The following is a 25229-nucleotide window of genomic DNA, read 5'->3' as shown; positions in this document are numbered from 1 at the left end:
GGTCATACCAGACCTAATAAAAAGGCATGAGCCCCATTTTCATCACATGGGCCCATGCCTTTTTCAATAGATTTTCGCGTCTTCGATTCCTCCCATCACTCGTAAAGCACCTGCTGCCAATGCTTCCATTTCCGCTTCACCTGGCAGGACGAAAACTTTCCCTAGAAAGCTGATTTTCTTTCTAATTAAAGCTACAATCCTATCTGAATGGGCGATTCCCCCAGTTAGGATGATTCCGTCCATCTCACCTTCAAGTACGGTGGCCATCGCGCCAATCTCTTTTACGATTTGATGTACCATTGCCTTCAAAACCATGGCAGCCTCTAGGTCACCCTCAGCGGCCCAATCCTCAACTTCCATGAGATTCTTAGTCCCTAGATAGGAAAACACCCCACCCTGCTTTGTCATTTTTTGAAGCAAATCTTTTTCAGTGTATTTCCCTGAAAAACAAAGCTGTACGAGCTGTTTTGCCGGCAGTCCGCCTGCTCTTTCGGGTGAAAATGGACCTTCATTTTCAGCATTATTGACGTCGATGATTTGTCCATTCCGTACCGCTGCAACCGATATGCCGCCTCCAAGATGGGCAACAACGAAACTGGTATCTTCTAAAACCTTTCCAAGATGTACAGCAATTTTACGAGAAACACCCTTAATATTCAGTGCATGGACATGGCTTTTCCTTTCTATATCAGCCAGGCCCGAAATCCTTGCTTCCACAACCAGTTCATCTACACATACTGGGTCAACGATATAGGCGGGTATTTGTTGAGAGTCAGCTATTTCAGCTGCGATTATTGATCCCAGGTTTGAAGCGTGATTGCCATATTTCCCAGAGCGGGCGTCATTCAGCAGATTTTCATCAACAAGATACGTCCCACTGTCCATCGGCTTCAGCATTCCACCCCGGCCAACGACTGCGTCCAGGTGTGAAGGATTGAAGCCCTGCGACCGTAAAGCTTCCACGATGGACTCAAGCCTGTACGGCAACTGGTCATCTAGTTCCGGAAGCTTCATGATTTCATCATCAGGATGGCGGATGGTCTGTTCAAAAAGTAAATCTTCATTTTCATACACTGCTAGCTTGGTAGAAGTGGAGCCTGGATTTACCGCTAGGATTTTCATCATACCTCTCCTATCTAAACGCTGACCGTTGTGTTGGATGCCGCTAAGACAGCGAGTGCAATCGAAGCCAATTTTGCTTCTGCTGTATCTGACCGTGAGTTCAATACGAGCGGCACTTTCGCACCGAGCACGATTCCTGCCATAGTCCCTTTCGCAAAATAGGTAATCGCCTTGCCAAGGAAGTTTCCTGCCTCAATACTTGGAACGATAAGCAGATCCGCTGCTCCCTCAAGCTCGCTGTCCAACCCTTTATGGAGAAGCGATTCCCGGCTAATGGCAAGGTCGAGCGGAAGCGGTCCTTCTATCAACAGCTCTCTGCTCGCTTCATTTTTCATCAGCATAGCCAGATGGTCGGCTTCCACTGTCACTGGCATCTTCTCACTGACTCTTTCGTTGGCTGCTAAAATCGCAACCCGCGGTGAGTCGATTCCAATTCTGTTGAGGAAATCGACGGCATTAAGGATGATTTGCTTTTTCTGCTGAAAATCTGGCGCTATATTGATACCGCCATCACTCATGCTGATCAGCCGATCTGCACCCGGAATATCGAAAACGGAGATATGGCTGATGACTGTGCCAGTTTTTAATTTCAGTTCTTTATGCAGCACCCCTTGTAAAAATGGCGTGCTATTCACGAAGCCTTTCATGATAATCTGCACATGTCCCTCGCTAGCCAATTTTGCGGCAACAAACGCATTTTCCTTTTCTGTATAGGCAGGATAAACTGGATATTCCCCCACAAAAAAGTCAATATCCCTCGCCAGTGCAAATATTTTTTGCGGATCACCGACTAGATAAGGTTCGATGATTCCGATTTCTACAGCTTCCTTCACAGCTTGAAGCACATCCCGGTCGTGTGCTGCGGCGACGCTCATTTTTACAGGCGGCCTAGTCCGTGCGAGATTAATGACATCTGTAAAGCTTTTATAGCGCATGCTTTTCACCTCCTGATGTTTAACCTGTATACTTGCTCTGAATCCTGCTGATCTTTACAATTTTCTCTTCTACTAATATATTTGCGGCTTTATATGTTGGAATATCGTGAGTTTTGGAGATTTTGTAGATTTTTTCTAAAATGTCATAAATCATGCTTGCATTCCTGAACGCCCGGTCCTTGCTGTACTCATGCAATTCATCCGCTACCTGAATCAAGCCGCCTGCATTCGCCACGTAGTCCGGTGCGTAGAGGATACCTTTCTGGTGAAGCATATCGCCGTGCCGTTCTTCTGCGAGCACATTATTCGCTGCTCCGGCAACAGCCAGGCACTTGAGTTTCGGTATTGTGAGGTCATTGATGACGGCCCCCAATGCATTTGGTGAAAAGATATCGCATTCTACGCTGTAAATCTCGAGAGAATCAACTGTTTCAATATCCGGGAATTGCTCCTTGATTTCTTTTACATTCTCTTCAAAAATATCGGTGACGATCAGCTTCGCTCCTTCTTCATGTAGGTGGCCGACGAGAAAGCGGCCTACCTTCCCAAGACCCTGGACAGCAATTCGCCGGCCTAGCAGTGAATCATTGCCAAAAATCTCTTTCGCCGTTGCCTTGATTGCTTTCCACACACCGAAGGCCGTAATAACAGCTGAATTGCCGCTGCCGCCATATTCTTCAGGCAAGCCAACAAGGTAGGATGTTTGCTTTGAGGCAGAAACGAAATCCATGCCGACCGTTCCGACATCCGTTCCTGTGTAAAAGCGTCCCTTCAAAGTTTCGATGAATGAGCCGAAAGCCTGAAAAAGTTCATCCGATTTTTCTGACTTGGGATCACCAATAATGACCGCTTTCCCGCCTCCATAAGTCACACCCGAAACCCCGCATTTATAGGTCATTCCTTTCGAAAGCCGCAGAACATCACGCAGCGCTTCTTCAGTCGATTCGTAATCCCACATCCGGCATCCCCCAAGCGCCGGGCCGAGCGTCGTATCATGGATGGCGACAATCGACTTCAATCCAGTTGCCTTGTCATAATTGAATATGACCTGTTCATGTCCCTGGTTTTTCATTTCTTCAAAAATATCGAGCAACAACTTCTGTTCTTCCGTTAGCAACACATACATCCCCTCCCGTAATCGGTCCTGGCAAAGCTGCGTCAGTCAAGGTAGATTCAGGTTATTTAAATAAATGTAAGCCCTTACATATTTTCATTATAAAGACTTCAGCTGCTGCTTACGGTGATATATCTTACACTTTCATGGCAATTCGAACTGGAAAAAAACGATGATAATTTCCAGTTCGCCAATAAATTTAGATTTTCGCCAATAAATGGAGTGGTTTCGCCAATAAAATGAAATTATCGCCAATAAAGTTGTGAACTTCGCCAATAAACCACTCTGCTAAGAGAAGCCCCCATTAAATTCCACGATAAAAAGAACCAAAGCAGCAGCTTTGGTTCTTTTAAAGCAACTTTTATTATTGAATTCCCGGAAACCAGCCTGGTGTATTGATGATTGCCTGCCATAATGGGTCAGGAACGACAAGCCGGGCTTGGGCACCTGTATCAATCTTTGTTTCAATTTCATTTTCACGGCCAGTTTCAACTTTTTCTACCCAATCCGGGTCAATGATCAGTTCACGGCCTAACGCGAGCAATGGTACTCCCGTCTCAAATGCTTTGATGACATCATCTGCGCTATAAAGCGAGCCGACTCCTATGACAGGAACCTTGCCGCCGACTCGTTCGTGGATAATTTCCATTCTCGAACGATCATCGTCGACACCCCTTCTTGGCTTTGACCAGAAATCATTTAACGAAACATGCAAGTAGTCCAGATTTTTTTCGGCGAGGGCATCAATCAGCTGCAGGGTGTCAGCCATCGTGATTCCAGGCTCTTCCGGTTCTTCCGGTGAAAATCTGTATCCGACAATGAACGGTTCCTTTGCATGCTTAGCGGCTACTTTTTTCACTTCATCAACAACTGCCAGCGGGAATGCCATCCTTTTTTCCAGGGAGCCTCCCCATTGATCATCACGTCTGTTTGAATGAGGAGAAAAGAATTGCTGGATCAAATAGCCGTTGGCTCCGTGGATTTCGACGCCATCAAAGCCTGCTTCTATCGCCCGGCGGGTTGTCTCGCCAAACGCGGCAATGATGTGTTGTACTTCCTCTTCGGTCAATGCTCGCGGTGCCTTTGCACTATTACGCTCTGATTGAACATCGCTTGCACTGACGATCTCCTCGTTAGGTACAAGCTCTGGAGGACACTCGCGGCCGCCATGGAAAATTTGCAGCACCGCTTTAGCACCTTCAGCTTTAATTGCTGTTGCCAGCTTTTTCAGGCTTGGGATCATTTCATCAGTATCGGCTCCGAATTCACCATGAAATCCTTTCCCATTGCGGGTTACATATGTACACGCAGTTATCACCATGCTAACGCCCTTCGAACGGCGGACGTAATAATCCACCTCTGCGTCCGTTACCGTTCCATCCTCGTTAGACGAAAAATTGGTCATCGGCGCCATCACAAGTCTATTTTTCAGGTTAATGCCATTCTTGAACGTAAATGAATCAAATAATGGTTTGTATTTATCATTCACAGAAGTTATCCTCCTTCTTTAGTATACGAAAGTGTAATAGCCTAAACGGACTTCTGTTAAACATCCTTGTTTATTATTTGTAATCCAATCGAAAAAAAACAGCGAAAATATTCCGCTGTTGCTACTGAGTTCGTTTCTCGCTGAAAAAAGGCGTATTTTATTTACTCGTCTTATCGATCGCTGCTTTAATCGCTTTTGCCTGCTGTTCCAAATTGCCGAGATCCTGGAAGTGGACATACATAATTCTTGGCTCTTCAAACATCATATGGTTGTGCAAGGCGGTTACTTCGAGTTCTCCTTTACGCAACTCGTCCAAAACTGGGTTCACCTCTTCCTGCAGCAAGGCGAGTTCGCCTATGACAGCAGTCTGTCCATCCTTATGCTCAAAGCTGAAATGGAAGGCAAGTTCCATCATTTCTGGAGAGAGTTTTTTCCCCATATTCGTCGGTTTGATGCTTTGACGGTGTATTTCTACTTTACAAACACCATTTTTGGTCTCCACACTTGTATTGAACATTTTCTCTAATTTTTCACATTCAGCATTTCCCTGCGCCTCCACTGCACCAGCTAAAAAGAGAGTAAAAACCAGTGTTGCCAACATGATTATCCTATTCATTTCCACCACTCCTTTTTAGCCTTAGCGTCTCTCATTCAGGCTTCGCTATACGGCGGGAAAATAAATAAAGACATTCCGCTATTGCAGAATGCCTTCATGTTTCACATTGTTAAGAAGCAATTCTTCCATTTGCTCAACCGGAAGCGGCTTGCTGAAATGATAGCCTTGTCCGACCATGCAGCCATTTTTGAGCAAAAATGCAACCTGCTCTTTTTCCTCGACGCCTTCAGCAATAACCCCGAATTGCAGATTATGTCCCATGTCGATGATGGTCTTGACCATCGCTCCATGGTTGGAATGGTGAATGATGTCATCGACGAAAGATTTGTCAATTTTGATTTTATCAATCGGAAAATGCTTCAGTAAGCTTAACGATGAATACCCGGTACCAAAATCATCAATTGCAAGTGTAATGCCCAGCTCCTTCAGTTGATCAAGTATCAACGCTGTCTTCTCACTGTTCTGCATGACGCTTTCTGTGATCTCAAAATCAAGAAACTTTGGAGCCAGCTGCGTATCGGCCAGTACTTGTTTTACACTATCAATGAAATGATCCTCCTGGAGCTGGCGTACAGAAATGTTCACTGACATCGGGATTGGTCTGTAGCCTTGCTCCTGCCAGGCTTTGTTTTGGGCAGCCGCCTTTTCCAGCACCCATTTCCCAAGCGGGACAATCAATCCCGTTTCCTCAGCAAGGGGAATGAATTCAGCCGGTGAAATGAGGCCATTCTCCGGATGGATCCAGCGCACAAGTGCTTCCACACCAATGATTTCTCCAGTTTCCAGATTAACTTGCGGTTGATAATGAAGCGTGAGCTGATTTTGCTCCAGCGCTTTCCTCAAGCCATTCTCCAGCTCCATTTTTCTTGAGGAAAGACCGTGCAGCTGGTTGGTGTAAAACTGGTAATTATTCTTCCCGCGATCCTTTGCGAGATACATTGCGGTATCCGCATGCTTGATCAGTGTTTCCTCATCTTGGCCGTCTTCTGGTGCCATGCTGATGCCAATACTTGGAGTCACAAAGAACTCCTGGCCTTCGATTGTAATCCCCGTACCGAATTCTTCAAGAATCCTATCAGCAATTTCGCTGACTTGATCTTTCCCAAGACCTTTAAGGACAATGATGAATTCATCACCGCCCTGACGCGAAACCAGCCCCTGCTCTTTGACTGCATTTTTCAGCCTGCTGGCGACGACTTTTAACAGTAAGTCACCAAAACGGTGGCCCTTCGTGTCATTGATAATTTTGAAACGGTCGAGGTCAAGGAACAGAATTGCGAGCCTTTCATTCCCTTTAGATAGCGAATCTTTCAGGTGCTTCCGGACCATATTACGATTCGGCAGGCCGGTAAGCACGTCATAATAGGCCATATATTTGATCGTTCTTTCCGCTTTTTTGCGCTGAGTCAAATCCCGGCCGACAATTTGTTCAGCCATTCTTCCTTCATATAAAATCGGCATTGCCGACATCTCAACCACGATTTCAGTCCCATCTAACTGAACTGCCTTAAATTCAAACCATAATTTTTCCTCAAAATCCTCACCTATTGCCAGTTCACGATTTTTTATATGAGCCAGTACATCAGGCGGAATCAGCCTGGAGATGGGCTGACCGATCAAATCTACCGGGCTTTCCGCCTTAAAAAGCTTGCATCCGGCTTCATTGATATATTCCAGCTTTCCTCTGCTGTACACTGCAATCAAATCGGGGGACATTTCCACAAGGCTGCGATATCGGCCTTCGCTTTCCTGCCGGTTGGTGATATCGAAAAGCACACTAGTAAAATCAATGAAGTTTCCATTCTCATCTATGACAGGGATGCCTCTATCCTGAATCCAGCGCACCTCTCCATCAGGCCGGATGATCCGGTATATACTGGTGACTGCTTCCCCTCTTGATAACCCAGCTTCCCTTTCGGTTAATATGTGCAGGTCATCAGGATGAATGACTTTTTTCCAGAGAGTGTTGTCTTGGTAAAATTCTTCAGATGAATGGCCGTATAATTTTTCGATACCAGAGGTAATTAGCAATGTATCTGTTTTCAGGTCATGTGACCAGATTGCGACATCGAGGGTATCAAAAATGCTTTTAAGTCTTTTTTTATGCCCATTCAAATCCTCTGCTGCATTTTTAAGTCCCTTAATTACGAAGAAGACCACTGCGATGTAAATGAAGGATACAGCCAAATCAACCAAAAAGCCCTCTTTTTCACTTATGGAAAAATAAAACGATGTCAGCCAATCCATCAGCTCTGCTAACAGAAGAAAAATAATTATCGATAAACCGGTGAATCGTGTGATCTTCCCTTTATTGCCCATTAAAATTTATCCTCCTGTGCCACGCCGCATGAATGTCTGTTGTAATATATTGGTGCAGTTCTTCTACTAAAATAACAAAGAACACTGGTCAGGCACAATGAGATTATTCCATATGACCCACAAAATTGAGGTTTTTTGTCAATTTCTGTATTAAAACACCAATGGACACTAAAGGGCGATCCCCAGAACCGTTGACAGTTCTCTCTTTTTTTCATTCAAATAGATTTGGTCTAACTCCTCCAATTCGTTAGAATCGAATTTTTCCATGCTGTATATATACAGCTCCCATACGCTCTTCTTCAAGGATTCATCCTCCGTTTTTCCGATCAGCAGGTACGCGTCGATCAAAGCAGTCAGAATGGAAAAGTCCTGGCTTCCATAATGAACAATCTGATAAAAAGATAAATATAGGATATCCATCGTGCGTTTTTGCTTCCCGATAATCCTTGGCTGCATATCTTCATCATAATAAGCTATATACCGTCCGTTTGAACGGACTCGGCATAAGTGGGACAGAGCCATGCCTAAATAGGAGATACAGACCCTAGCCGTATTCGGATCATTAATTCCCGGAGAGATGGCCCTCAAGGCAACTTCCACAATCTTCTGGAGTGCAAATTCAGGATCCTGGATTGATGACCGTTCTTTTCCGAGTCTTAAGAAATGATTCAAGGCAGCATCAATATCCTTATCAAATTCGCCACTATGATGGACCCTGAAAGCAATGCTGTTTTCTGTCATGAAATCACCATTCAGGAAGTTGGCTTCAACCCCAATTTCGTTTTCAGATGCATATTCCAATAGTCCCTGATAATCAGTCAGCTGGACATAACCGAACCCCCTGCATTTTACATCCCGCACAAATTCATAGGTGAAACCAGCATCCTTCCTGTCATCAATCACATTCGTGTATTCACTTTCCAATGTATCCTCCTGACTTTTAATCACCTTCAGAGCACCTTCCGTGATCTCCCTAATCAATGTGCTGACCTGGACGGAGGTGGCGACATTATGGATAAAATAGGCGAAGAAGGCGAGACAGATGAACGCAATGACAACTCCAACCGTAGCCGAAATGACCTCGCTCTCATACCACGTTTCGCTCATGAACAGCAGCGACAGGATCGAGTAGACAAAGCCTCCCATGAAGATTCCGAGCACACGCAATGTAACAGGATCCTCGACGAAGTTACTCAAAGTCCTCGGAGAAAATTGAGATGAATATGTAGTCAGGACGACCATGATCGTTGAAAAAGTAATCGTCGTCATCGTCAGCAGAGCACCGGAAATAGAACCTAGAATCGTCTGTGCCAAATCTACATTTGTCAGCAGGAACGAAGGCACTATTCCCTGGGCGAGTTCATTATGATCGATATATATCACGGCCAATGCCAGCAGGAATGCAAGTACACTATATATAACTGGCTTTAGCCACATGCTTTGCCTTATTCGTAAAGCAATCTTTTTCAACAAATATAACAGCCCCTTAAGTTACCAACTCTTTCCTTACTTATTTAGACCATTTTCGGGGTGTTTAATCCTTTATTGAATGATTCCATTGCTATTCTCCCTATAAAACTCTTCTTAATCGAAAAAAACCTTGCTAACCGCAACAAGGTTCCCCCTTTCAGTTCGCATATCCCACAAGCTCCATAAAGCCTCTTCCTTTTAGTGACCTGCTCTTTCCATTTGCCAGCTTTTCACTGCCAGTTACTTTACATACCCCTTCCCAAATGGCCTGAATGGGGCCAATGATCAACATTTCCTGGTTTGGGAATTCCGCTTCAACATGAAGCTCGATTCCAAGTTCGGGAATGCGAATCTCCCATTCTACTGGATACCTGGCATTTGTTTTCAGGCTTTTCCAGTACTTTTCCTTTTGAAAAGTTATGTTTCTCGTAAAATGGATCCTGCCATCCTCTTCAATAAGGTTTGCCATCGGCTTTCCGGAGGGCATTTGATTAAGCAGCAGCTCACGCCCGTCGCTAAGCTGAAGCCCAAACCAGTCCCAGCCTGCCCCTTTAACCAAGGAATAATTCCGTCCCCATTGATGATCAAACCAGCCAGTACCGCTTACACTTTCCGTTTTCGAATCCGTCTTTATCATTCCACTCACAGAATTCCTCGTAGTAGAGTAATAGTACAAATCATCCGGCTTCCCGTCACCGCCGATCAGTGCGGTTGGCTTCATTGGTGTGAATTCAAGCTCAACTTCTGAATTTGTCTCTTTCAAAAGCACCTCAAAGCCAACTGCCTCTTCCCCTATGAAGTTCATCATGTGGCTCCCATAAATCAACTCAATGGGATTCCGATTGATTTTCGCAGTCTTCAACATTTTATGTGGAGCAGGTGTCTCGCCCTTAAGCAACTGTTTATAGAGTCTCCAAATCCTCCTATCTGTTGGGTGGAGCAAAAGGTAGAAAGGCAAATATATGGCGAGCATCGCAAGCTTAACCCTTGTATCGAAACTTGAAAAATTGTAGCGTTTTTTCCTGTTCAGGTCGATCAAAGTATGGATGATATAATGCCCTTTGCCAACCTCAAGCTCGTCTACACGAAAAAATGATGCCATAACCGCATACCGGCCGCCCTTGTCTCCATTCAAAAAAGCGAAAAAGTACCACCATTCGATATTGGCATCTCCATGCGGCCCTGCATCCTTTGGCAGTGAAATCTTGTCTAACCGTCCTTCATTCATCCCAGCACACACCTTCTGTTTTTTTAGTAAAGTATGCAAGGGACAATAAAAAAGCATCAAAGAAGCCATTCCCTTCTTTGATGCTTTTCCTTATCCTTCGATTATTTCTTTTATTTTTCTCAGGTCCTTCCTATTTGCCTTTTTCATCATAGAAGCCATAAAAGGCGAAATTAGTTTGGAGAATCCAGACGGTTCACCCTGATTCCTCAAAGTCATCCGTGTTGTTTTTGAATCTATCGCTTTCCAGATGTATGTAGTCTTCATTGGAAATGGCCCTTCTGAGGTTTGCATCACCATTTTCATTCCTGGGACATACTCCACGATTTCATATATATAAGCCAGTTCCCGGCCAAGGAATTTTGCTTTAAAAGCAATCTTTGAACCAATTTTCAAAGGTTTTTCAGTGATCCATTCAGCAGAATCAATGTTCACATACCATTCCGGAGCGTTGTCAGGATTGGATGCATATCGAGAAACCTCATCAACTGGTGACTTTATATCTATTTCTGTCAGGACATCTACCAATATAATTCCTCCACATTTAAAGCGTTTTTGAACATTATAATATAAGTTGAGCCAGAATCGACAATTTGCTTGCCGTTTTTATTGCCGACTGCTGGAAAGCTTGAAAATAAATCTACAGTGGAATATCCTTAAATGTATACTTCATATTTAAGGATGGGATTACCCTGCGTATCAATAAATTCATCAGCGAAACAGGAAAAACGTCGAGACGCGGAGCTGACCGTCTCGTTGAGGAAGGCCGCGTGACCATCAACGGAAAAGTGGCGAAAATCGGCAGCCAGGTTGAACCTGGCGATGTCGTCAAGCTAAATGGCGAAGAAATCAGGGTGGCACAAAACTATGTATATATAGCTTTGAATAAACCAGTCGGAATTACCTCCACAACGGAGAGGCATGTGAAAGGCAATATCATCGACCTTGTCAATCACCCGCTAAGGATTTTCAATATCGGACGCCTCGACAAGGATTCAGAAGGCCTAATCCTGCTCACGAATGACGGAGACATCGTCAACGAAATCCTGAGAGCCGAAAACAAGCATGAAAAAGAGTACATTGTTTCAGTGGACAAGCCGATCACGCCTGAATTCGTCAAGGCGATGTCAGAAGGTGTTAGGATCCTTGGGACCAAAACACTGCCTGCAAAAGTCGTCCAGCTTTCCAAATATGAGTTCAATATCATCCTTACACAAGGATTGAACAGGCAAATTCGCCGCATGTGCGAAACCCTTGGATATCAAGTTGTCAGATTGCAGCGCATCCGAATCATGAACATCCATCTCGGGACCCTGCCTATCGGACAATGGCGGGACTTGAATAAGAAAGAAAAAAGGCAGCTTTTCAGCGACTTGAATTACGAACCTAAGGAATGGTAAAAGGATGAGCGCACCCGCTTATCCTTTTCTTTTTGTCTGTTATCATTCTTCGTGTAGCATGAGATTCTTAAACGGAGAATTTCCGGCTATTGTATATAGAGGACGCTTTTGTAGCAGAAATAAGCGGAGAGTTTCCGGTTAGTTGCTATAAATAAGTCAATATTGAACGATTTTAATGAAATAAACGGAAATACTCCCCTTATTTTTAAAAAAATTTAGGGGAGTTTCCAATTTAAACGGAATTTTTCCGTTTATTTTCAAACACTGTGAAATCTACTTTCATTTAGATAGATGCCGCTTTAGGCTGATCTTCTTCCCGCAGTAATGTGAGGAACACCTTTTCGCGGTAAAGATAGAATACGACCGCAAACAAACTCAATCCGCATACACCCAACAACAGCCACACAGGCAATTTTTCCAGTAAAAACCCAAACAAGATGAATCCAGCAGGAGTCATGGCGCTTGAACCTGTTTCGAGCAGGGCCATGACCCTTCCACGATACTCGTCAGGTGTGTTTTTTTGCAAAAGGACGCTTACAGGTGTGTTGATGAACATGATGGATGCAGAGAGAATCAGGACCATACCGATCAAGAATCCGAAGACGGCTGCATTTGGCAGGCTCAGGAAACCTGGCAGCGCTGGAAGACCAATCATCATCAAGGTCGCTGAAAGCAACACCATCCCCCCTGTGATGGATCGCTCCTTCCTTCTGATTTCCTTCCGCGCTGACAGGATGATGGCCATGATCATCATGCCAACGGAGAAGGCTCCTTCTATGAAACCCAGCTGAATGGAGGACATTTTTTTGACTGTCAGAACTAAATACGGCATGGCGACCGGAAAGACCGCAAACCAAAAGTTCAGCCAGACGCTCAGGATGACAAGATGGAGGAGAAATGGCTGCCCCTTTATATAGGCTACTCCTTCCCTCAAGTCTTCTGATACACGTGATGTTTTTTTACATTGAGTTTTCTTAGAAAATAAATTGTATTCTATGAGGATGCTTGCAAAAGCTGCGATGAGATAAGTAAGTATGTTCAATGCCATGAAGAGATGGATTTGAATCAGACCAAAGAATACTCCGCCAAGCACCGGACCCAGGATAGCAGAGAGGGAAATGGCCGCCTGATTCAAGGACATCGCTCTTTGCAGATGATCCGGCCCGACCATGTTGTAAATCGAAGAGGTAACGGCGATGGAATAAAAAGTACTGATGATGCTCAATCCGGTCGTTGCGACATACAAAATCCAGATTTCCTGTGTAAAAAATAGAAAGGATACCAGAATCACTCCAAGCCAGAAAGCACTTGTAAAGTTCGAGAAAATGATGATTTTCTTGCGGTCGAGACGGTCGCTCAATGTCCCCGCAACCGGTGCAAGCAGAATCCGCGGCAGCATGCTGAGCACAAGCGTGAACGCAAAATTGAGGCTTGAACCTGTTTCCGCCAGGATATACAGTCCGATGGCAAATGCATAAATCGATGACCCAAGTACGGAAGTCACCTTTCCAACCAGGAACAAGACAAGGTTTTTCTTAATGGCACTTTCCACTTATTTTTCCTCCTCCACTTCTCTCTTCAATGAGATATTAATCTCATATGAAGTTTTCTCCTGATCACTTTTCACTGCAGATTTTTTAACGTATTTTAAAAAAAGCGAATCGATATCGTTCTGCAGCTCCTTCCTGTCTTCCTCTGTCAAAGTAAGATAGGTGGACTGGCTTATAATTTTTTCTGAAACGGGCTTCCCGTCCTCATTCTTCAGGTTGAAATGGGTGGCTTTTGAGCGGTAGTATTTCTCGATGATCCCCCTGTTTTCCTTCGTCTCCTCCAATTCGAGAATCCCGCCATTATACAGCTGCTGGATATGGTAATGGATGCTTCCTGCAGACTTCCCCAGCTCATCTGCAACCTGCTTTGCCGTCATCGCTTGAGTTGCGAGCAAATAAATGATTTTTACCCGCAGCGGGCTCGAGATCAACTTTTGCTGTTCTAGATTCACGTCCATTGTCTTCTTTATATAATCCACTGAAATCACCTTCCAATATATTCATGTGTTCTAATGTTATTGTACGTTCTAACTTTTTAGAATGCAATAAAATTTTAGAATAATTCTGTCATTAAGCTTTAATGTATAAGTACTTTTTTACACATTTAAAAAATAGAATTGGGAAACAAACGGATTTTCTGGAAGAGGTGAATAAGGGTTGAAAAAGATTTTATACAAAGTGGGCTTCTTCGTCATTGTGAGCGTCTGCCTGATATTGATTGCTTTGTTCCCGAGAGAAGCAATGGTGACTGGAGAAGGACGGGCAGTAACAGTTGTGTATACCTACGACTTTTCCTGGAAGGAGTACAAAAACAATATCACAGCTTTCACCAAAGGATTGTTTAAGGAAGGCACCTTTGGCGAAACTCGATATCGTAAGCCAGTTGAGGAGGAAGTTTTCCTCCACTTTTCCCGCAGTTTAAAAATCATCATTCCTGCTTTTATCCTCAGTTTGGCTGCAGGTGTCCTTAAAGGGATTTTTGATTCCAAAAACTCCAATAAACGAAGGAAACTTTTCGGAAATTGGACGACTTGGCTATTCATCTCCATTCCCGATTTCTTCATCATCCTGCTAGTCCAGTGGATCATCATCTTTTATGTCAATTGGATTGATATCTTCGGGCATGAGCAATGGTTCAATTTCTTCATTCCTTCAATGCTCGCAGCAATCTATCCTGCGATGTATATCAGCAAGATTACGGCAGCAGCTGTTTCCAGCGAAGCAGGTAAGCAATATGTCCAGGTGGCGAAAGCTAAAGGACTCACTGAAAAGCTCATTATTCATCATCATATCTTGAAAAACTGTGCGGGTACGATCCTGAATAATGTGTCAACCATGATGATTTACATACTATCGAATCTGCTGTTTCTGGAGTACCTGCTCGATTATAAGGGAGCGGCGTACCGCCTCTGGCTGGCTCTCGACTTTGAGCCGCGGATTTTCATAGGGAGGGAATCACTCTATGAACCTAGCGTGGTCATTTCGTTTGGGATTTGCTTCATGGCAATCGTATTATTTGTCCAAATTTGCAGTCATCTGATCAGCACACGGCTTGATCCCCGGTAGGAGGTTTTTGACTTTGAGAAACTGGCATTTAATTATCGGTACGATTTTATTATCCATCCTTTTAATAGGAACAATAGTTGGGGCAGATTTACCCTATATTAAAGATGGCCTAAAGGAAAATAGGATGGTAATGGAAGATGGTAAGTTCGAGAGGGCACCCTTTCCCCCTTCATCCAGGCATCTGCTTGGGACCGACCATGATGGACGCGATTTATTAAGCATTCTCATAACCGGGGCAAAAGGTACGATTCTCTTAATCTTTGCTATCACCATCATCCGATATGGATTATCACTGATTTTGGTTTTATTATCATTCATCTGGAAAAATCCGTTCACCTGGCTGATTAACTGGTGGAATCATCTATCTTCAGGCCTGCCGATCATTTTCGCAGCCATCCTTTTCATCACCCTCCCCATTTTCACATTCAGCCCCAATCGTATGATCTGGGTGGTCATCATCCTGGCGCTCATCGAATTGGGAAGAGTCAGCTATATCATGCAGCAGAAAATACTCTCAATCTCCAAAACTCCTTTTGTCGAGGCGGGGATTACAATTGGAAGCGGACCGTTCCGTTTTTTCAAAAATTACTATGTCCCTAATCTATTGCCGGATCTCATCGTAAATTTTTGCGTCGATTTAGGCAGGGTTGCCCTGTTGCTTGGCCAGCTGGGAATATTCAGCATCTTTGTCACCCAAGTATTTGTCCAGACCAGCTACGGATTTGGTGAATTAAGAAATACAAGCCTCAATTGGCCGACACTTTTAGGAAACGCCCGAGGAGACTTGTTAAAAGCATTCTGGATACCATTTTTCACCGCAAGTGCGATCACCTACTTAATCCTGACATTCAATATACTTGGTGAAGGGCTGAGGCGGTATTTTGAAAAGGGAGGAGTTTCGAACTTGTAATGTATCAAATTCTGTCCAGTACTGGCTCAATAAGAAAGTCATGGAGGAATGTACGACGATTATACCTGGTTTAATTACCAGGTATCTTTTTTTATAAAATATAGTTTGTATACGAACTATATTTACACGAACTAACTCAATATGTTATGATTTTTAAAGGCCAATAAGGAGGACTTACTTATGGATCTTTCGATGGATAAAGCGGTCGGCTCTGTTTCGGTTCGTTTGAGCAAGAGGCTGACGCGAATCATCAACTTATACTTAAAACCTTATCAAATTACTACGGAGCAATGGAGTGTGCTGCGCACTTTGAGCGAATACGATGAGATTTCCCAGAAAGAATTATCGCTTCGTTCCGATAAGGATCAGGCAACTTTGACAAAGATTTTGGATTTGCTGGTTAAGCAAGAGAATGTTGAGAGAACCGCCAACCCTCTGGACCGGAGATCTTTCCTGGTGAAAATTACGCCAAAGGGCGCCAAAATCGCTGCGGAAGTGACTCCTTATCTTGAGGAGGTTTTCACGAAGATTACACATGGAATTGATGAGGAACGCCTTGAGATATTCAGGGATGTTTCACTCACCCTCGAATTCAATATCGAAAAACTTTTGGAGGAAAACAAATAGAAAGAAGGCAATAAAATGAATACATCCAGGTTATGGACAGCACAGTTTACGGCCATTGTCATAATGGCTTTTTTATTTTTCCTATGCCTGCAGCTTTTGACTGCCGGCTTCCCCGCTTTCATCACGGACATTAAAAATAATCCTGCCCAGGGAGGCTTGATGACAACTGTCTTTATGGTTTCCGCCATTGCAATCCGACCTTTTGTCCCTTCCTTGATGCAGAAGATGGACAATAAGAAATTAAGCGTTATTTCTCTTGGCTTTATTGCTATTTCTGTAGCCTTAAGCTTTGGTCAGGATTCAGTGGCTCTGCTGCTCCTGCTTCGTATTTTCCATGGCATTGGTTTTGGGATCATCACGACGATTTTCTCGACGATGGCAACGAATATCATCCCTGCCCACCGATTGGGCGAGGGAATTGGCTATTACGGAATGGCCACCAGTGTCGGGACAAGTCTTGGACCGGTGCTGGCGCTTGCTTTGCTGCAGGTGTTTTCTTTTAACCTGCTTATCGTTCTTTCGGTAGGTTTGACTCTCCTAACCTTACTTTTGAACCTTTTCATTAAAGGTCCGCGGAAACCAGCTAAGATGTCGACAATCCAGAAAGGCTATTTCAGGGAGCATGCCTTTGACCGTCATGCCTTTACACCTGCAATCCTTACAGCATTTTTCTCTATTACGCTTGGCGGAGTGGTTAGCTTCCTGCGGGAATTAGGCAAAGAAGCTGGCCTGGGGGCAACGATTTCACTGTTCTTTCTTGTCCTGACGATTGTAATGGTTATCATACGGCCGTTCTCCGGAAGGATATATGATCGATTCGGACACAAATTCATCATCTACCCTGCTGTGGTCTCGGGAATCATTGGGCTGACACTTTTGGCCATCACTCAAAATACCATGACCCTTTTAGTCGCCGCCGTTTTTTACGGGCTGGCTTACGGAACAGTAGCCCCGACTCTTCAAGCACTTGCGGTGGGCGCGGTACAAAAGGAGAAACAAGGAACAGCAAATGCGATGTATTTTTCCTCCATGGACCTGGGAATGGCTCTCGGGTCTGCCGGACTGGGATTGCTTGCTTCCTATACGAGCTACCACTTCATATACGGGTTCTCGGTCATCTTCCTCGTTGGATTGATGCTTGCCTATACCTTTGTCTTCGTCTTGAAAAAAAAGCCACAAGAACGATTTATGAAAAAATCGATCGAAGCATAAAAAACACGGTCAAGCCTTTCCACCGTGTTTCTTTTAATGTTTATCATTATTACCCCGCCTGACTTCATGCCTGGTGATATACATCCACATGGCGATATAGGTGAGGAAAAGCAAGACTAGAAACACCGGTGCGGATAATACATTCTGTATCAACAAGTTAAGCCACCTCTTTTATTTGGCTGCTTTCTTAATATCAATGTGATCATAGCCTTTATTTTAGGCTGTCCAGCGGAAACGGAAATAATAAATAAAAGATGACGGCAAGCGGGACTGAAATGATCCATGCCAGGACTGGTTTACGATAGTGGATCCATAAAACCACGAATAATATCAGGTTCAGCCAAATATTGTGCCAGCTGTTCCAGCCATTGTCATATACGAACATTCCTCTGTGAGCGAATAATGCTTCAATGATGGTATAGAAGGTCACCCAGGTCCCTACATAGATCAGCTGATTTTTTCTGTTTGCCGGAAAACGCTGAAGGTAGATGACCAGTCCGACCGGGCAGATAAAAAAAGTGAAGGCGATATTGATGATGGAGTGATTCAGCCAGTCAGCCGTAATTCCCCTGAAAGCCCATAGAGTATGGTTATAATAAAGCGTGTTATAGAGAAGGTTCACCATCATGAAAAAAAGAATCGTTGAGTATTGCCTTTTCAATTGTGACCAATCAACAAATTTATAAGCGAAAAAAGTCCATACTGCTATCACCAACAAAAGATACATGCTTCTCTCTCCCCGAAAGTACTGATTTCATCAGTTATTTCCCGGAGGTGAGTATTTATACATAAAAAGAGACCTGTTTGTCAGGTCTCTTTGAGAATGGTATTAATGAGCAACAACAGAAAGAGCTTGGAGAAGTTTTTTCCGCTTCAGGTAAAGCTTTTGAGCTTCTTTTACGGTGATTTTCACGAAGCGGACTTTAGTTCCTGGCATTGCCTGGGCGAGGATCGGCAGGTCAACGGATATCACAGTGGCAATCCTTGCATATCCCCCGGTCGTCTGTCTTTCTGCCATCAGGATGATGGGCTGTCCGTTAGATGGCACCTGGATTCCTCCTGCGGGAATGGCATCTGAGATGATATCTGCGCCGCCAATATGGCTAAGCTCTGGGCCTTCAAGACGAAAACCCATTCTGTTTGATTGTGGCGAAACCATGTAGTCTCCTGATAAAAACTGTTCAATCGCATTTGAAGTGAATTTTTCAAGATGAGGGCCAAGGATCACCCGGATTTCAAGCTGGGTTTTATATTCAGGAATAAAGTCTTTATGTAAAAATCGATTTCTTCGGACAAATGGATTGCCATGTAAACTATCCCCCTGTTCCAGCTGCCGTCCATCCAAGCCGCCCATGGCTCCATTTATGAAGGTGGACTTGCTGCCCAGCACAAGAGGGACATCAATTCCTCCGGCAAAGCTAATATACGCTCTTGCCCCGTTCCCTCCTTTGCCAAATGACAATACATCCCCTTTTTTAAACACAAAGCATCTCCACATCGGCACTTCCTCATTATTCACCATCGGCTTCAGGTCACCTCCGCAGATCGCGATTGACACATCGGCCATGGCTTCTAGACGCGGGCCGATTATGGTGACTTCCAGCCCGGATTCGCCAAGAGGGTTCCCAACAAGGATATTGGCCATTTGCAAGGCATAAGCGTCCATCGCTCCCGAAGGACTGATGCCAAACCGCTGATAGCCTTTCCTCCCTAAATCCTGTACGGTTGTTTGCAAGCCAGCTTTGAGGACTTTAATCAAAGGTACATTCATTTTGCATCAAAGCCTCTGCCTACTTCTATCCCTTCAGCTTTCAATGCCCCTTTTAACGCAACCGCAAAGTCGAGTGCCTGCGGTTCATCTCCATGGATGCAGACTGTATCTGCCTTTATGGCAATGTCCGTCCCATCAACTGCCTCAACTTTCCCTTCACGTACCATCCGGACTACTCTGCTGATGGCCAATTCAGAATCGTGAATCATCGCGTTTGATTGAGAACGCGGCGTCAGCGAACCATCAGGCTGATACGATCGGTCGGCAAACACTTCCTGTGCCACCGACAATCCCCTTTCCATCCCCGCTTTCACTAGCGAGCTGCCTGCAAGCCCGAACAAGACAAGAGACGGATCGACATCCGCCACTGCTTTGGCAATGGCTTCAGCTATTCCTTCTTCTTTTGCAGCCATATTGTACAGCGCGCCATGCGGCTTTACATGATTCACCTTTGTCCCACATGCCTTCGCAATCGCAACAAGAGCGCCAATCTGGTAAACCGTCATATTATAAATTTCCTCATTGCTTACTTTCATTTCTCTCCTGCCGAATCCATGCAAGTCTGGAAAGCCGGGATGTGCGCCAATCTTCACTCCATACGCTTTTGCCATTTTCACTGTTTCCATCATTACATTATGGTCGCCTCCATGATAGCCGCAGGCGATGTTGGCAGAAGTGATATGCTTCAACACTTCTTTATCATTGCCAATTTTAAATAATCCGTAGCTTTCAGCTAAATCACAGTTAAGATCAACGAATAACACTTTCCTCACCTCTTTTCATACCTGGTAACCCGGTATGCTTCTCCCATTTGTTTTATATGTAAAAATTGCTCCTCATTAATTGGCACAAATTTTATATAATGTCCGGAACTGAACAGGAACGGTTCCTCCTTCTCCGGTGAAAATAAGGTCACAGGAGTGGTGCCAATAATCCTCCAGCCTGAGGGAACATCAACAGGATAAATCCCGGTCTGACTCCCGCCAATTCCGACAGCACCACACTTCACATTCTGTCTCGGCCGCTCAAGCCTTGGCACCGCCAGCTTTTCCGGCAAGCCTCCGAGGTACGGAAATCCAGGCATGAATCCCATCATATAAATGAGATATTCTCTATTTGCATGGAGGCTGATGACTTCCTGCTCGTCCAAGCCATGATAATCAGCGACATAAGCTAAATCCTGGCCCCAGTCTCCGCCGTAGCAGACCGGAATTTCATAGACAAGCGGACTATCTGGAAGGGATTGACCCGGAGACCGACTGACTCGATCAAGCTCGGCTTTTAGCGATTCATAGGCTAACATTTCAGGTTGATAATAAATCATCAGAGTCGTATAGGCAGGCACCCATTCAACGATGCCTTTAATTTTTTCTCTTTCCAGCTTGCTAATGAAAAGCTGGATTTGTCTGTTCGTCTTTTCATTGATTTCATTGCCGAATGACAAAAGTACCGCCAAATCACCCAGCGGCGAGATCTCATACTCCATCCTTTCTCTCCTTTCAGAAAAGCCCAAGCGCATTGATCAGCCCCGACCTTTTCGGAAGCTGGACATTATTCTTTGTACAAAATTTTATAAGTGGAAAATGCCAGACATATCTCATCTGGCATCCTCTCTTATTGACGCACTCCAGCCATGGCACAGGTTTCAACAATGACCTTCAGCCCTTGAGCCATTGTTTCCTGGGGCAGTGAAGGCAGCGAAGGATTGAGTGCAGACATTTTCGTCGATGCAGGAAAATGGATAAACCCAGCCTTGACCGGCAAGTTATTTTTTCGAATATGATTTAACACTGCGTATAAGGTGTTATTGCAGATAAAAGTACCGGCGCTGTTCGACACCGCAGCAGGAATGTCCATCTCCTTGAGATTCTTCTCAATCAGGCGGTTGGGCAAAGTGGCGAACAAGCCGTCCGGTCCCTCCTCATCGATCATTTCATCTGTTGGGATATTGCCCTTATTATCAGGATAAGGGTCACCAGAACCTGTATCCTTTACATTAATTCCGATTCGCTCTGGAGTAATGGCCGTCCTTCCTGCTGCCAGTCCACAGGAAATCACAACATCTGGCTGGATTTCTTCCATCTTTTTAATCAACTCGTCCGCACACTCATCATAATTAACCGGCAAAAGGATTGTTGAGATCTCCACATTTTCAATCTCAAACCTTTCAGCTTCCAGCAACAATTCCTCAGTAGGGTTAATTTTCATTTTTCCAAACGGCTCAAAGCCGGAGATAAGAACTTTCATCAAGAAGACCTCGTTTCTCGGTTTTATATGTAATTGGATGTATTAAAAATTCTACTATAGTTAACTATGGATATATACCTTTTAAACTCGTAAAATTGGGTTTAATTCAAATATTCCAATAAATATAGGTGATCAAATGGAAATAGAATACGGTAAAGCAAATGGACCCGAATTACAGGAGATTTTTAGCATGGCGGGTGTTAATAGAGCAGAGGCTACAGGGATACAGGCTGATAATCACAAAGAAGAGATGATATCAACTTATAAAGATTCCCTGGAACATGGAGCTTATTTCCTTGTGGCCAGAACCCAGGAGTCATTGATTGGCTGGGTTCTGGTGGATCGAAGCCTGGATTGGTTCACGAAAAGGGAAATCGGCTGGATCAGTGATGTTTATGTAAAAAAAGACTACAGGCAAAACGGAGTTGCCAAATCCTTGATCGAGCAAAGCCTCGTAGAGTTCAAGCACCTTGGCTATAATGATGTCCGTCTGAATGTCTTTTCATTTAACGAGAAAGCCATTCACTTATACGAAAAGCTGGGATTCAAAGAAGTCAGCAAATTTATGAAGATTGATATATAAGGAATAATTACTCATCCTAATGTAAATAAAACTATGAAAATTTAACTGAATAAATTAATAATTCCATTACTCTCTTCATACAGAAACAACATAGTCTCTAAACATTCCTCAGCTAAACTAGCATTGTTACATACATTATGCGGAGGAGATGGAGAAATGAAAAAAACATTAATCGGAACAGGTTTTGCACTAACCCTAATGCTGAGTCCATTCCAACAGGCACTCGCTGCCGAACCTACAACAGGTGAATTAAGGCAGTTCGACACTGTCGCCCACCGCGGCGCTGCAGGTTATGCACCAGAAAACACAATCGCCGCATTTGATAAGGGATTGGAAATGAAGGCTGATTACATTGAAATCGATGTTCAGCGCAGCAAGGATGGCGAATTGGTCGTGATCCATGACACTACTGTAGATCGGACAACAGATGGCACTGGCAAAGTTGGCGAGCTGACACTTGAAGAACTACGCAGCCTTGATGCCGGGAGCTTCAAAGGGGAACAATTTGCCGGTGAAAAGATTCCTACCTTTGAAGAAATACTCGAACGCTATCAAGGAAAGATTGGCATATTAATAGAATTGAAAGCACCTGAGCTTTATCCTGGAATTGAAGAAGCAGTGGCGCAGGAATTGAAGGAAAGAAATCTGGACAAGCCGCAAAATGACAAAATCATCATCCAATCTTTTAACTTTGAGTCCATGAAAAAGATGGATGTATTGCTTCCAAAAGTACCGATTGGTGTCTTAACCTATTCAAGTCTCCATACAACGGATGCTGCGCTTCAGGAATTCGCCAAATACGCTGATTTGTTCAACCCAAGTTATGGACTCGTTTCCAAGGAACTTGTCGATAAAGTCCACAGTCTTGGAATGGAAATCCAATCCTGGACAGTACGAAGCCCGGAAGCTGCTCAATTCCTGATTGATATGAAGGTCGACGGCATTATTACGGATTACCCGGATTATGTTGATCCGCGCAATTAAGCTAAAAAACCTGTCCTGAAGAGGACAGGTTTTTAAATATTTAATTACAAAATTAAATAAATTAATTAAATTTAAATTAATTATTTACATTTTTAATCTATATATATAATATATAACTAAACACATCGAAAGGAGGCAGTCATGGCATATCCTGTCTTAACGAATTGTCCTGTTTGCAGCCAAAACCTTAAAATTACCAAACTTAAATGCAATCACTGCGATACGACCATTGAAAATGAATTCGAACTTTCAAAGCTTGCTTCCCTAACAAAGGAACAGCTTCAGTTCGTCGAAACCTTCCTTGTATCCCGTGGAAATATTAAAGAAGTGGAAAAAGAGCTAGGAATTTCCTATCCGACTGTCCGGGGAAAGCTGAACGATATCATCATGGCACTTGGATATGATACTCAAAAGAAAAATGAACTGGATGAGAAGAAAATCGTTGCAATGCTGGAGAAGGGTGAAATTTCTCCAGAGGATGCAATCAAACTTTTAAAAGGTGAATAGGAGGAATTGCAATGAGTGAAGAGATTTCGAAGATTTTAACGATGGTACAAGAAGGAAAAATTGATTCTGAAAAAGGCGCCCAGCTGATTGCCGTACTCAAGGAAAAAGAAACTCCTGCCATACCTAAGAATCAAAATAAATACTTGGATAAAACATTAAAAATCCGTGTTGTATCCAGTGAAAATGACAATGTGAACGTCAATGTGCCGATCAAGCTCGTAAAAGCACTTCTTAAAACCGGCCACAGCATTGCTTCAGGCATCCCTCAATCACAGCAATACGTCAAGGATCTTGATATCAATATGCTGATTGATGCAATTGAAAATGAGCTTGATGGGAACATTGTTGACATCCAATCGGCGAACGGCGATACAGTCAAAGTCGTCATCGAGTAACAAGCATGATAACAATAAAGATCAAAACACCCAATAAGATCGCCATCCTCCTCCCTGTCCCTTACACAATCTTAAAAGCTTCCAGCTCCATTCTTGCCTCTAAAAAGTTCCAGAAACAGATGCATAAATGGGCAAACCAGGATCTTGAACACAAACCTATTCCCGCTGCGCTTTTCAACACTTTACTAAACAAGCAGCTGATGAATGAAGTCATCCGCGAGCTGGGGAATCACAAAGGAACAGTACTTGTTGATGTGAAATTGCATGATGGTACGGTGGTCCATGTAAAACTATGAAATGAACAAAAAGCGCAAGCGCCTTGTCCAGCCCCGACAAGCGCTGGAGGGCCTGACAGTGAAGTCGTCCTTTGACTTCATTGGCAGGACCGAAATCGAAAAGTATAGCCGACTGACCAGAAACGCAGAAACTGGAGGCTCCGACAAAGAAGCGCTTTTTGCTTCTGCCGGCGGAGCTGAAGTTTCGGAGTTTCTAGGAGGCGACACTAGACAAGCGTCTCGAGGGGCTAGGCGCTGGAGCTGGATTAAGATACCCATATAGAGTTACCCACACAAAAAACTTTTAAAATTTCCTATACAACAAAAGAAACCCTGGCTTCCTTTTGCAGCGAAGACAGGGTCTCTTTTTATTTCAGAACAATTTTTCAAAGCAAACATATAACTCATGTCCCTCAGGCTTTCCATTCATCATCACTTTTCCGGTAATCTTATAGCCCCTTTTTTCATAAAAGCGGACTGCCCCCTCATTCCCGGAGTATGTATCGAGCCGGAGCACACCATATCCTTGATCCCTGGCGAAGTCCTCTGCAAACTGCAGCATCTTGCTGCCAAACCCCCCGCCCTGTGCAGATGGATCGACACAAAACGAATGGAGAATCAACGGCTTGCCCTTTGTTTCAGACCAATTGGCATTCTCCCATTCAGGAGCTTGCCATTCATCGAGGACCATTACGCCAATTATTCCTTCTCCTTTTTTCAACACGAACAGCTCTTCACCCTGCATCGCATTCTCAAAATATTCATGGTTTGGATATTGTTCATCCCATTGGATAATGCCTCTCGACTCAAGATACTCTTTGCACTCCGCAAACATTGATCCGATGACAGGCAAATCAGTTTCCATAGCCCTTTCAATCCGTTCTTCAGCCATTTTCGAGCTCCTCCGCTGCC

At 44.0% G+C, this 25229-nt stretch carries 28 protein-coding genes; 11 read left to right on the top strand and 17 right to left on the bottom strand.

The window, feature by feature from the left end; genetic code table 11:
• Positions 1-63: 63 nt before the first annotated feature.
• The 9 genes from buk to LGO15_RS05050 form a co-directional block, all read right to left on the bottom strand.
• A complete protein-coding gene (gene buk, locus LGO15_RS05090; RefSeq protein ID WP_226086977.1) occupies positions 64-1125 on the bottom strand; it encodes a butyrate kinase in 1062 nt (353 codons plus the stop codon).
• An 11-nt stretch (positions 1126-1136) separates the two neighbouring features.
• Positions 1137-2057, bottom strand: a complete 921-nt coding sequence (locus LGO15_RS05085) for a bifunctional enoyl-CoA hydratase/phosphate acetyltransferase (RefSeq protein ID WP_264163886.1) — start codon at positions 2055-2057, stop codon at positions 1137-1139.
• Positions 2058-2076: 19 nt separating this feature from the next.
• Complete coding sequence (locus LGO15_RS05080; RefSeq protein WP_226087823.1) at positions 2077-3129, bottom strand: Glu/Leu/Phe/Val family dehydrogenase; 1053 nt, start codon at positions 3127-3129, stop codon at positions 2077-2079.
• Between the two features lie 406 nt (positions 3130-3535).
• On the bottom strand, positions 3536-4660 hold the full coding sequence (locus tag LGO15_RS05075) for an NADH-dependent flavin oxidoreductase (protein ID WP_226086975.1): 1125 nt from the start codon (positions 4658-4660) through the stop codon (positions 3536-3538).
• A gap of 157 nt (positions 4661-4817) precedes the next feature.
• Positions 4818-5276, bottom strand: a complete 459-nt coding sequence (locus LGO15_RS05070) for a DUF1259 domain-containing protein (protein WP_226086974.1) — start codon at positions 5274-5276, stop codon at positions 4818-4820.
• A gap of 78 nt (positions 5277-5354) precedes the next feature.
• A complete protein-coding gene (locus tag LGO15_RS05065; RefSeq protein ID WP_226086973.1) occupies positions 5355-7595 on the bottom strand; it encodes a GGDEF and EAL domain-containing protein in 2241 nt (746 codons plus the stop codon).
• Between the two features lie 168 nt (positions 7596-7763).
• Entirely contained in the window at positions 7764-9068 is a 1305-nt protein-coding gene (locus tag LGO15_RS05060) for a DUF2254 domain-containing protein (RefSeq protein ID WP_226086972.1), read from the bottom strand.
• A 154-nt stretch (positions 9069-9222) separates the two neighbouring features.
• A complete protein-coding gene (locus LGO15_RS05055) occupies positions 9223-10293 on the bottom strand; it encodes a lipocalin-like domain-containing protein (RefSeq protein WP_226086971.1) in 1071 nt (356 codons plus the stop codon).
• A 90-nt stretch (positions 10294-10383) separates the two neighbouring features.
• Entirely contained in the window at positions 10384-10818 is a 435-nt protein-coding gene (locus LGO15_RS05050) for an SRPBCC family protein (RefSeq protein WP_226086970.1), read from the bottom strand.
• A 164-nt stretch (positions 10819-10982) separates the two neighbouring features.
• On the opposite strand from LGO15_RS05050, the gene rluF reads away from it, so the two are divergent.
• Positions 10983-11690: a 23S rRNA pseudouridine(2604) synthase RluF gene (rluF, locus tag LGO15_RS05045; protein ID WP_413231392.1), complete on the top strand. Its 708-nt coding sequence runs from the start codon at positions 10983-10985 to the stop codon at positions 11688-11690.
• A 283-nt stretch (positions 11691-11973) separates the two neighbouring features.
• Here the strand turns inward: rluF and LGO15_RS05040 are convergent, their stop codons facing one another.
• Both LGO15_RS05040 and LGO15_RS05035 read right to left on the bottom strand, forming a co-directional pair.
• A complete protein-coding gene (locus LGO15_RS05040) occupies positions 11974-13242 on the bottom strand; it encodes an MFS transporter (RefSeq protein ID WP_226086969.1) in 1269 nt (422 codons plus the stop codon).
• Positions 13243-13719 carry an ArsR/SmtB family transcription factor gene (locus LGO15_RS05035; RefSeq protein WP_226086968.1) on the bottom strand — a complete coding sequence of 159 codons (477 nt, stop codon included), beginning with the start codon at positions 13717-13719 and terminating at the stop codon, positions 13243-13245.
• Between the two features lie 178 nt (positions 13720-13897).
• Between LGO15_RS05035 and LGO15_RS05030 the strand changes: the two genes are divergently transcribed.
• From LGO15_RS05030 to LGO15_RS05015, 4 genes are all read left to right on the top strand, one after another.
• On the top strand, positions 13898-14806 hold the full coding sequence (locus tag LGO15_RS05030) for an ABC transporter permease subunit (protein WP_226086967.1): 909 nt from the start codon (positions 13898-13900) through the stop codon (positions 14804-14806).
• A gap of 13 nt (positions 14807-14819) precedes the next feature.
• Positions 14820-15716 (top strand): ABC transporter permease subunit, encoded by an 897-nt coding sequence (locus LGO15_RS05025; RefSeq protein WP_226086966.1) that lies wholly within the window; start codon positions 14820-14822, stop codon positions 15714-15716.
• A 180-nt stretch (positions 15717-15896) separates the two neighbouring features.
• A complete protein-coding gene (locus tag LGO15_RS05020) occupies positions 15897-16343 on the top strand; it encodes a MarR family winged helix-turn-helix transcriptional regulator (protein ID WP_167833324.1) in 447 nt (148 codons plus the stop codon).
• A 15-nt stretch (positions 16344-16358) separates the two neighbouring features.
• Entirely contained in the window at positions 16359-17555 is a 1197-nt protein-coding gene (locus LGO15_RS05015; RefSeq protein ID WP_226086965.1) for an MFS transporter, read from the top strand.
• Positions 17556-17766: 211 nt separating this feature from the next.
• Here the strand turns inward: LGO15_RS05015 and LGO15_RS05010 are convergent, their stop codons facing one another.
• The 5 genes from LGO15_RS05010 to LGO15_RS04990 all read right to left on the bottom strand — a co-directional run bounded on the left by LGO15_RS05010 (position 17767) and on the right by LGO15_RS04990 (position 21573).
• Positions 17767-18282: a CBO0543 family protein gene (locus tag LGO15_RS05010; RefSeq protein WP_167833322.1), complete on the bottom strand. Its 516-nt coding sequence runs from the start codon at positions 18280-18282 to the stop codon at positions 17767-17769.
• A gap of 102 nt (positions 18283-18384) precedes the next feature.
• A complete protein-coding gene (locus LGO15_RS05005; protein WP_226086964.1) occupies positions 18385-19326 on the bottom strand; it encodes a 5-oxoprolinase subunit C family protein in 942 nt (313 codons plus the stop codon).
• Complete coding sequence (locus tag LGO15_RS05000; RefSeq protein ID WP_226086963.1) at positions 19323-20090, bottom strand: LamB/YcsF family protein; 768 nt, start codon at positions 20088-20090, stop codon at positions 19323-19325. Before LGO15_RS05000 ends, LGO15_RS05005 begins: the two co-directional genes overlap by 4 nt.
• Before the next feature lie 5 nt (positions 20091-20095).
• A complete protein-coding gene (gene pxpB / locus LGO15_RS04995) occupies positions 20096-20812 on the bottom strand; it encodes a 5-oxoprolinase subunit PxpB (protein WP_167833319.1) in 717 nt (238 codons plus the stop codon).
• A gap of 128 nt (positions 20813-20940) precedes the next feature.
• A complete protein-coding gene (locus LGO15_RS04990; protein ID WP_226086962.1) occupies positions 20941-21573 on the bottom strand; it encodes a pyroglutamyl-peptidase I in 633 nt (210 codons plus the stop codon).
• Between the two features lie 190 nt (positions 21574-21763).
• On the opposite strand from LGO15_RS04990, the gene LGO15_RS04985 reads away from it, so the two are divergent.
• The 6 genes from LGO15_RS04985 (at position 21764) to LGO15_RS04960 (ending at position 24600) form a co-directional block, all read left to right on the top strand.
• Entirely contained in the window at positions 21764-22156 is a 393-nt protein-coding gene (locus LGO15_RS04985; RefSeq protein WP_167833317.1) for a GNAT family N-acetyltransferase, read from the top strand.
• Positions 22157-22312: 156 nt separating this feature from the next.
• Complete coding sequence (locus LGO15_RS04980) at positions 22313-23140, top strand: glycerophosphodiester phosphodiesterase (protein ID WP_226086960.1); 828 nt, start codon at positions 22313-22315, stop codon at positions 23138-23140.
• A 141-nt stretch (positions 23141-23281) separates the two neighbouring features.
• Positions 23282-23647 (top strand): DUF2089 domain-containing protein, encoded by a 366-nt coding sequence (locus tag LGO15_RS04975; protein WP_167833315.1) that lies wholly within the window; start codon positions 23282-23284, stop codon positions 23645-23647.
• Positions 23648-23658: 11 nt separating this feature from the next.
• Positions 23659-24042 (top strand): SHOCT-like domain-containing protein, encoded by a 384-nt coding sequence (locus LGO15_RS04970; protein ID WP_167833314.1) that lies wholly within the window; start codon positions 23659-23661, stop codon positions 24040-24042.
• A 5-nt stretch (positions 24043-24047) separates the two neighbouring features.
• The gene (locus LGO15_RS04965; protein ID WP_167833313.1) at positions 24048-24338 is read left to right on the top strand and encodes a hypothetical protein; all 291 of its coding nucleotides are present in this window, start codon (positions 24048-24050) and stop codon (positions 24336-24338) included.
• 58 nt (positions 24339-24396) lie between these two features.
• Positions 24397-24600 (top strand): hypothetical protein, encoded by a 204-nt coding sequence (locus LGO15_RS04960; RefSeq protein WP_226086959.1) that lies wholly within the window; start codon positions 24397-24399, stop codon positions 24598-24600.
• A gap of 90 nt (positions 24601-24690) precedes the next feature.
• On the opposite strand, the gene LGO15_RS04955 is transcribed toward LGO15_RS04960, so the two are convergent.
• On the bottom strand, positions 24691-25209 hold the full coding sequence (locus LGO15_RS04955) for a GNAT family N-acetyltransferase (protein WP_167833311.1): 519 nt from the start codon (positions 25207-25209) through the stop codon (positions 24691-24693).
• Positions 25210-25229: the final 20 nt, after the last annotated feature.

The organism is Mesobacillus sp. S13 (assembly GCF_020422885.1).
GTDB classification, from domain to species: Bacteria; Bacillota; Bacilli; order Bacillales; family Cytobacillaceae; genus Mesobacillus; species Mesobacillus selenatarsenatis_A.
This window is presented reverse-complemented; position numbering and strand designations above follow the sequence as displayed.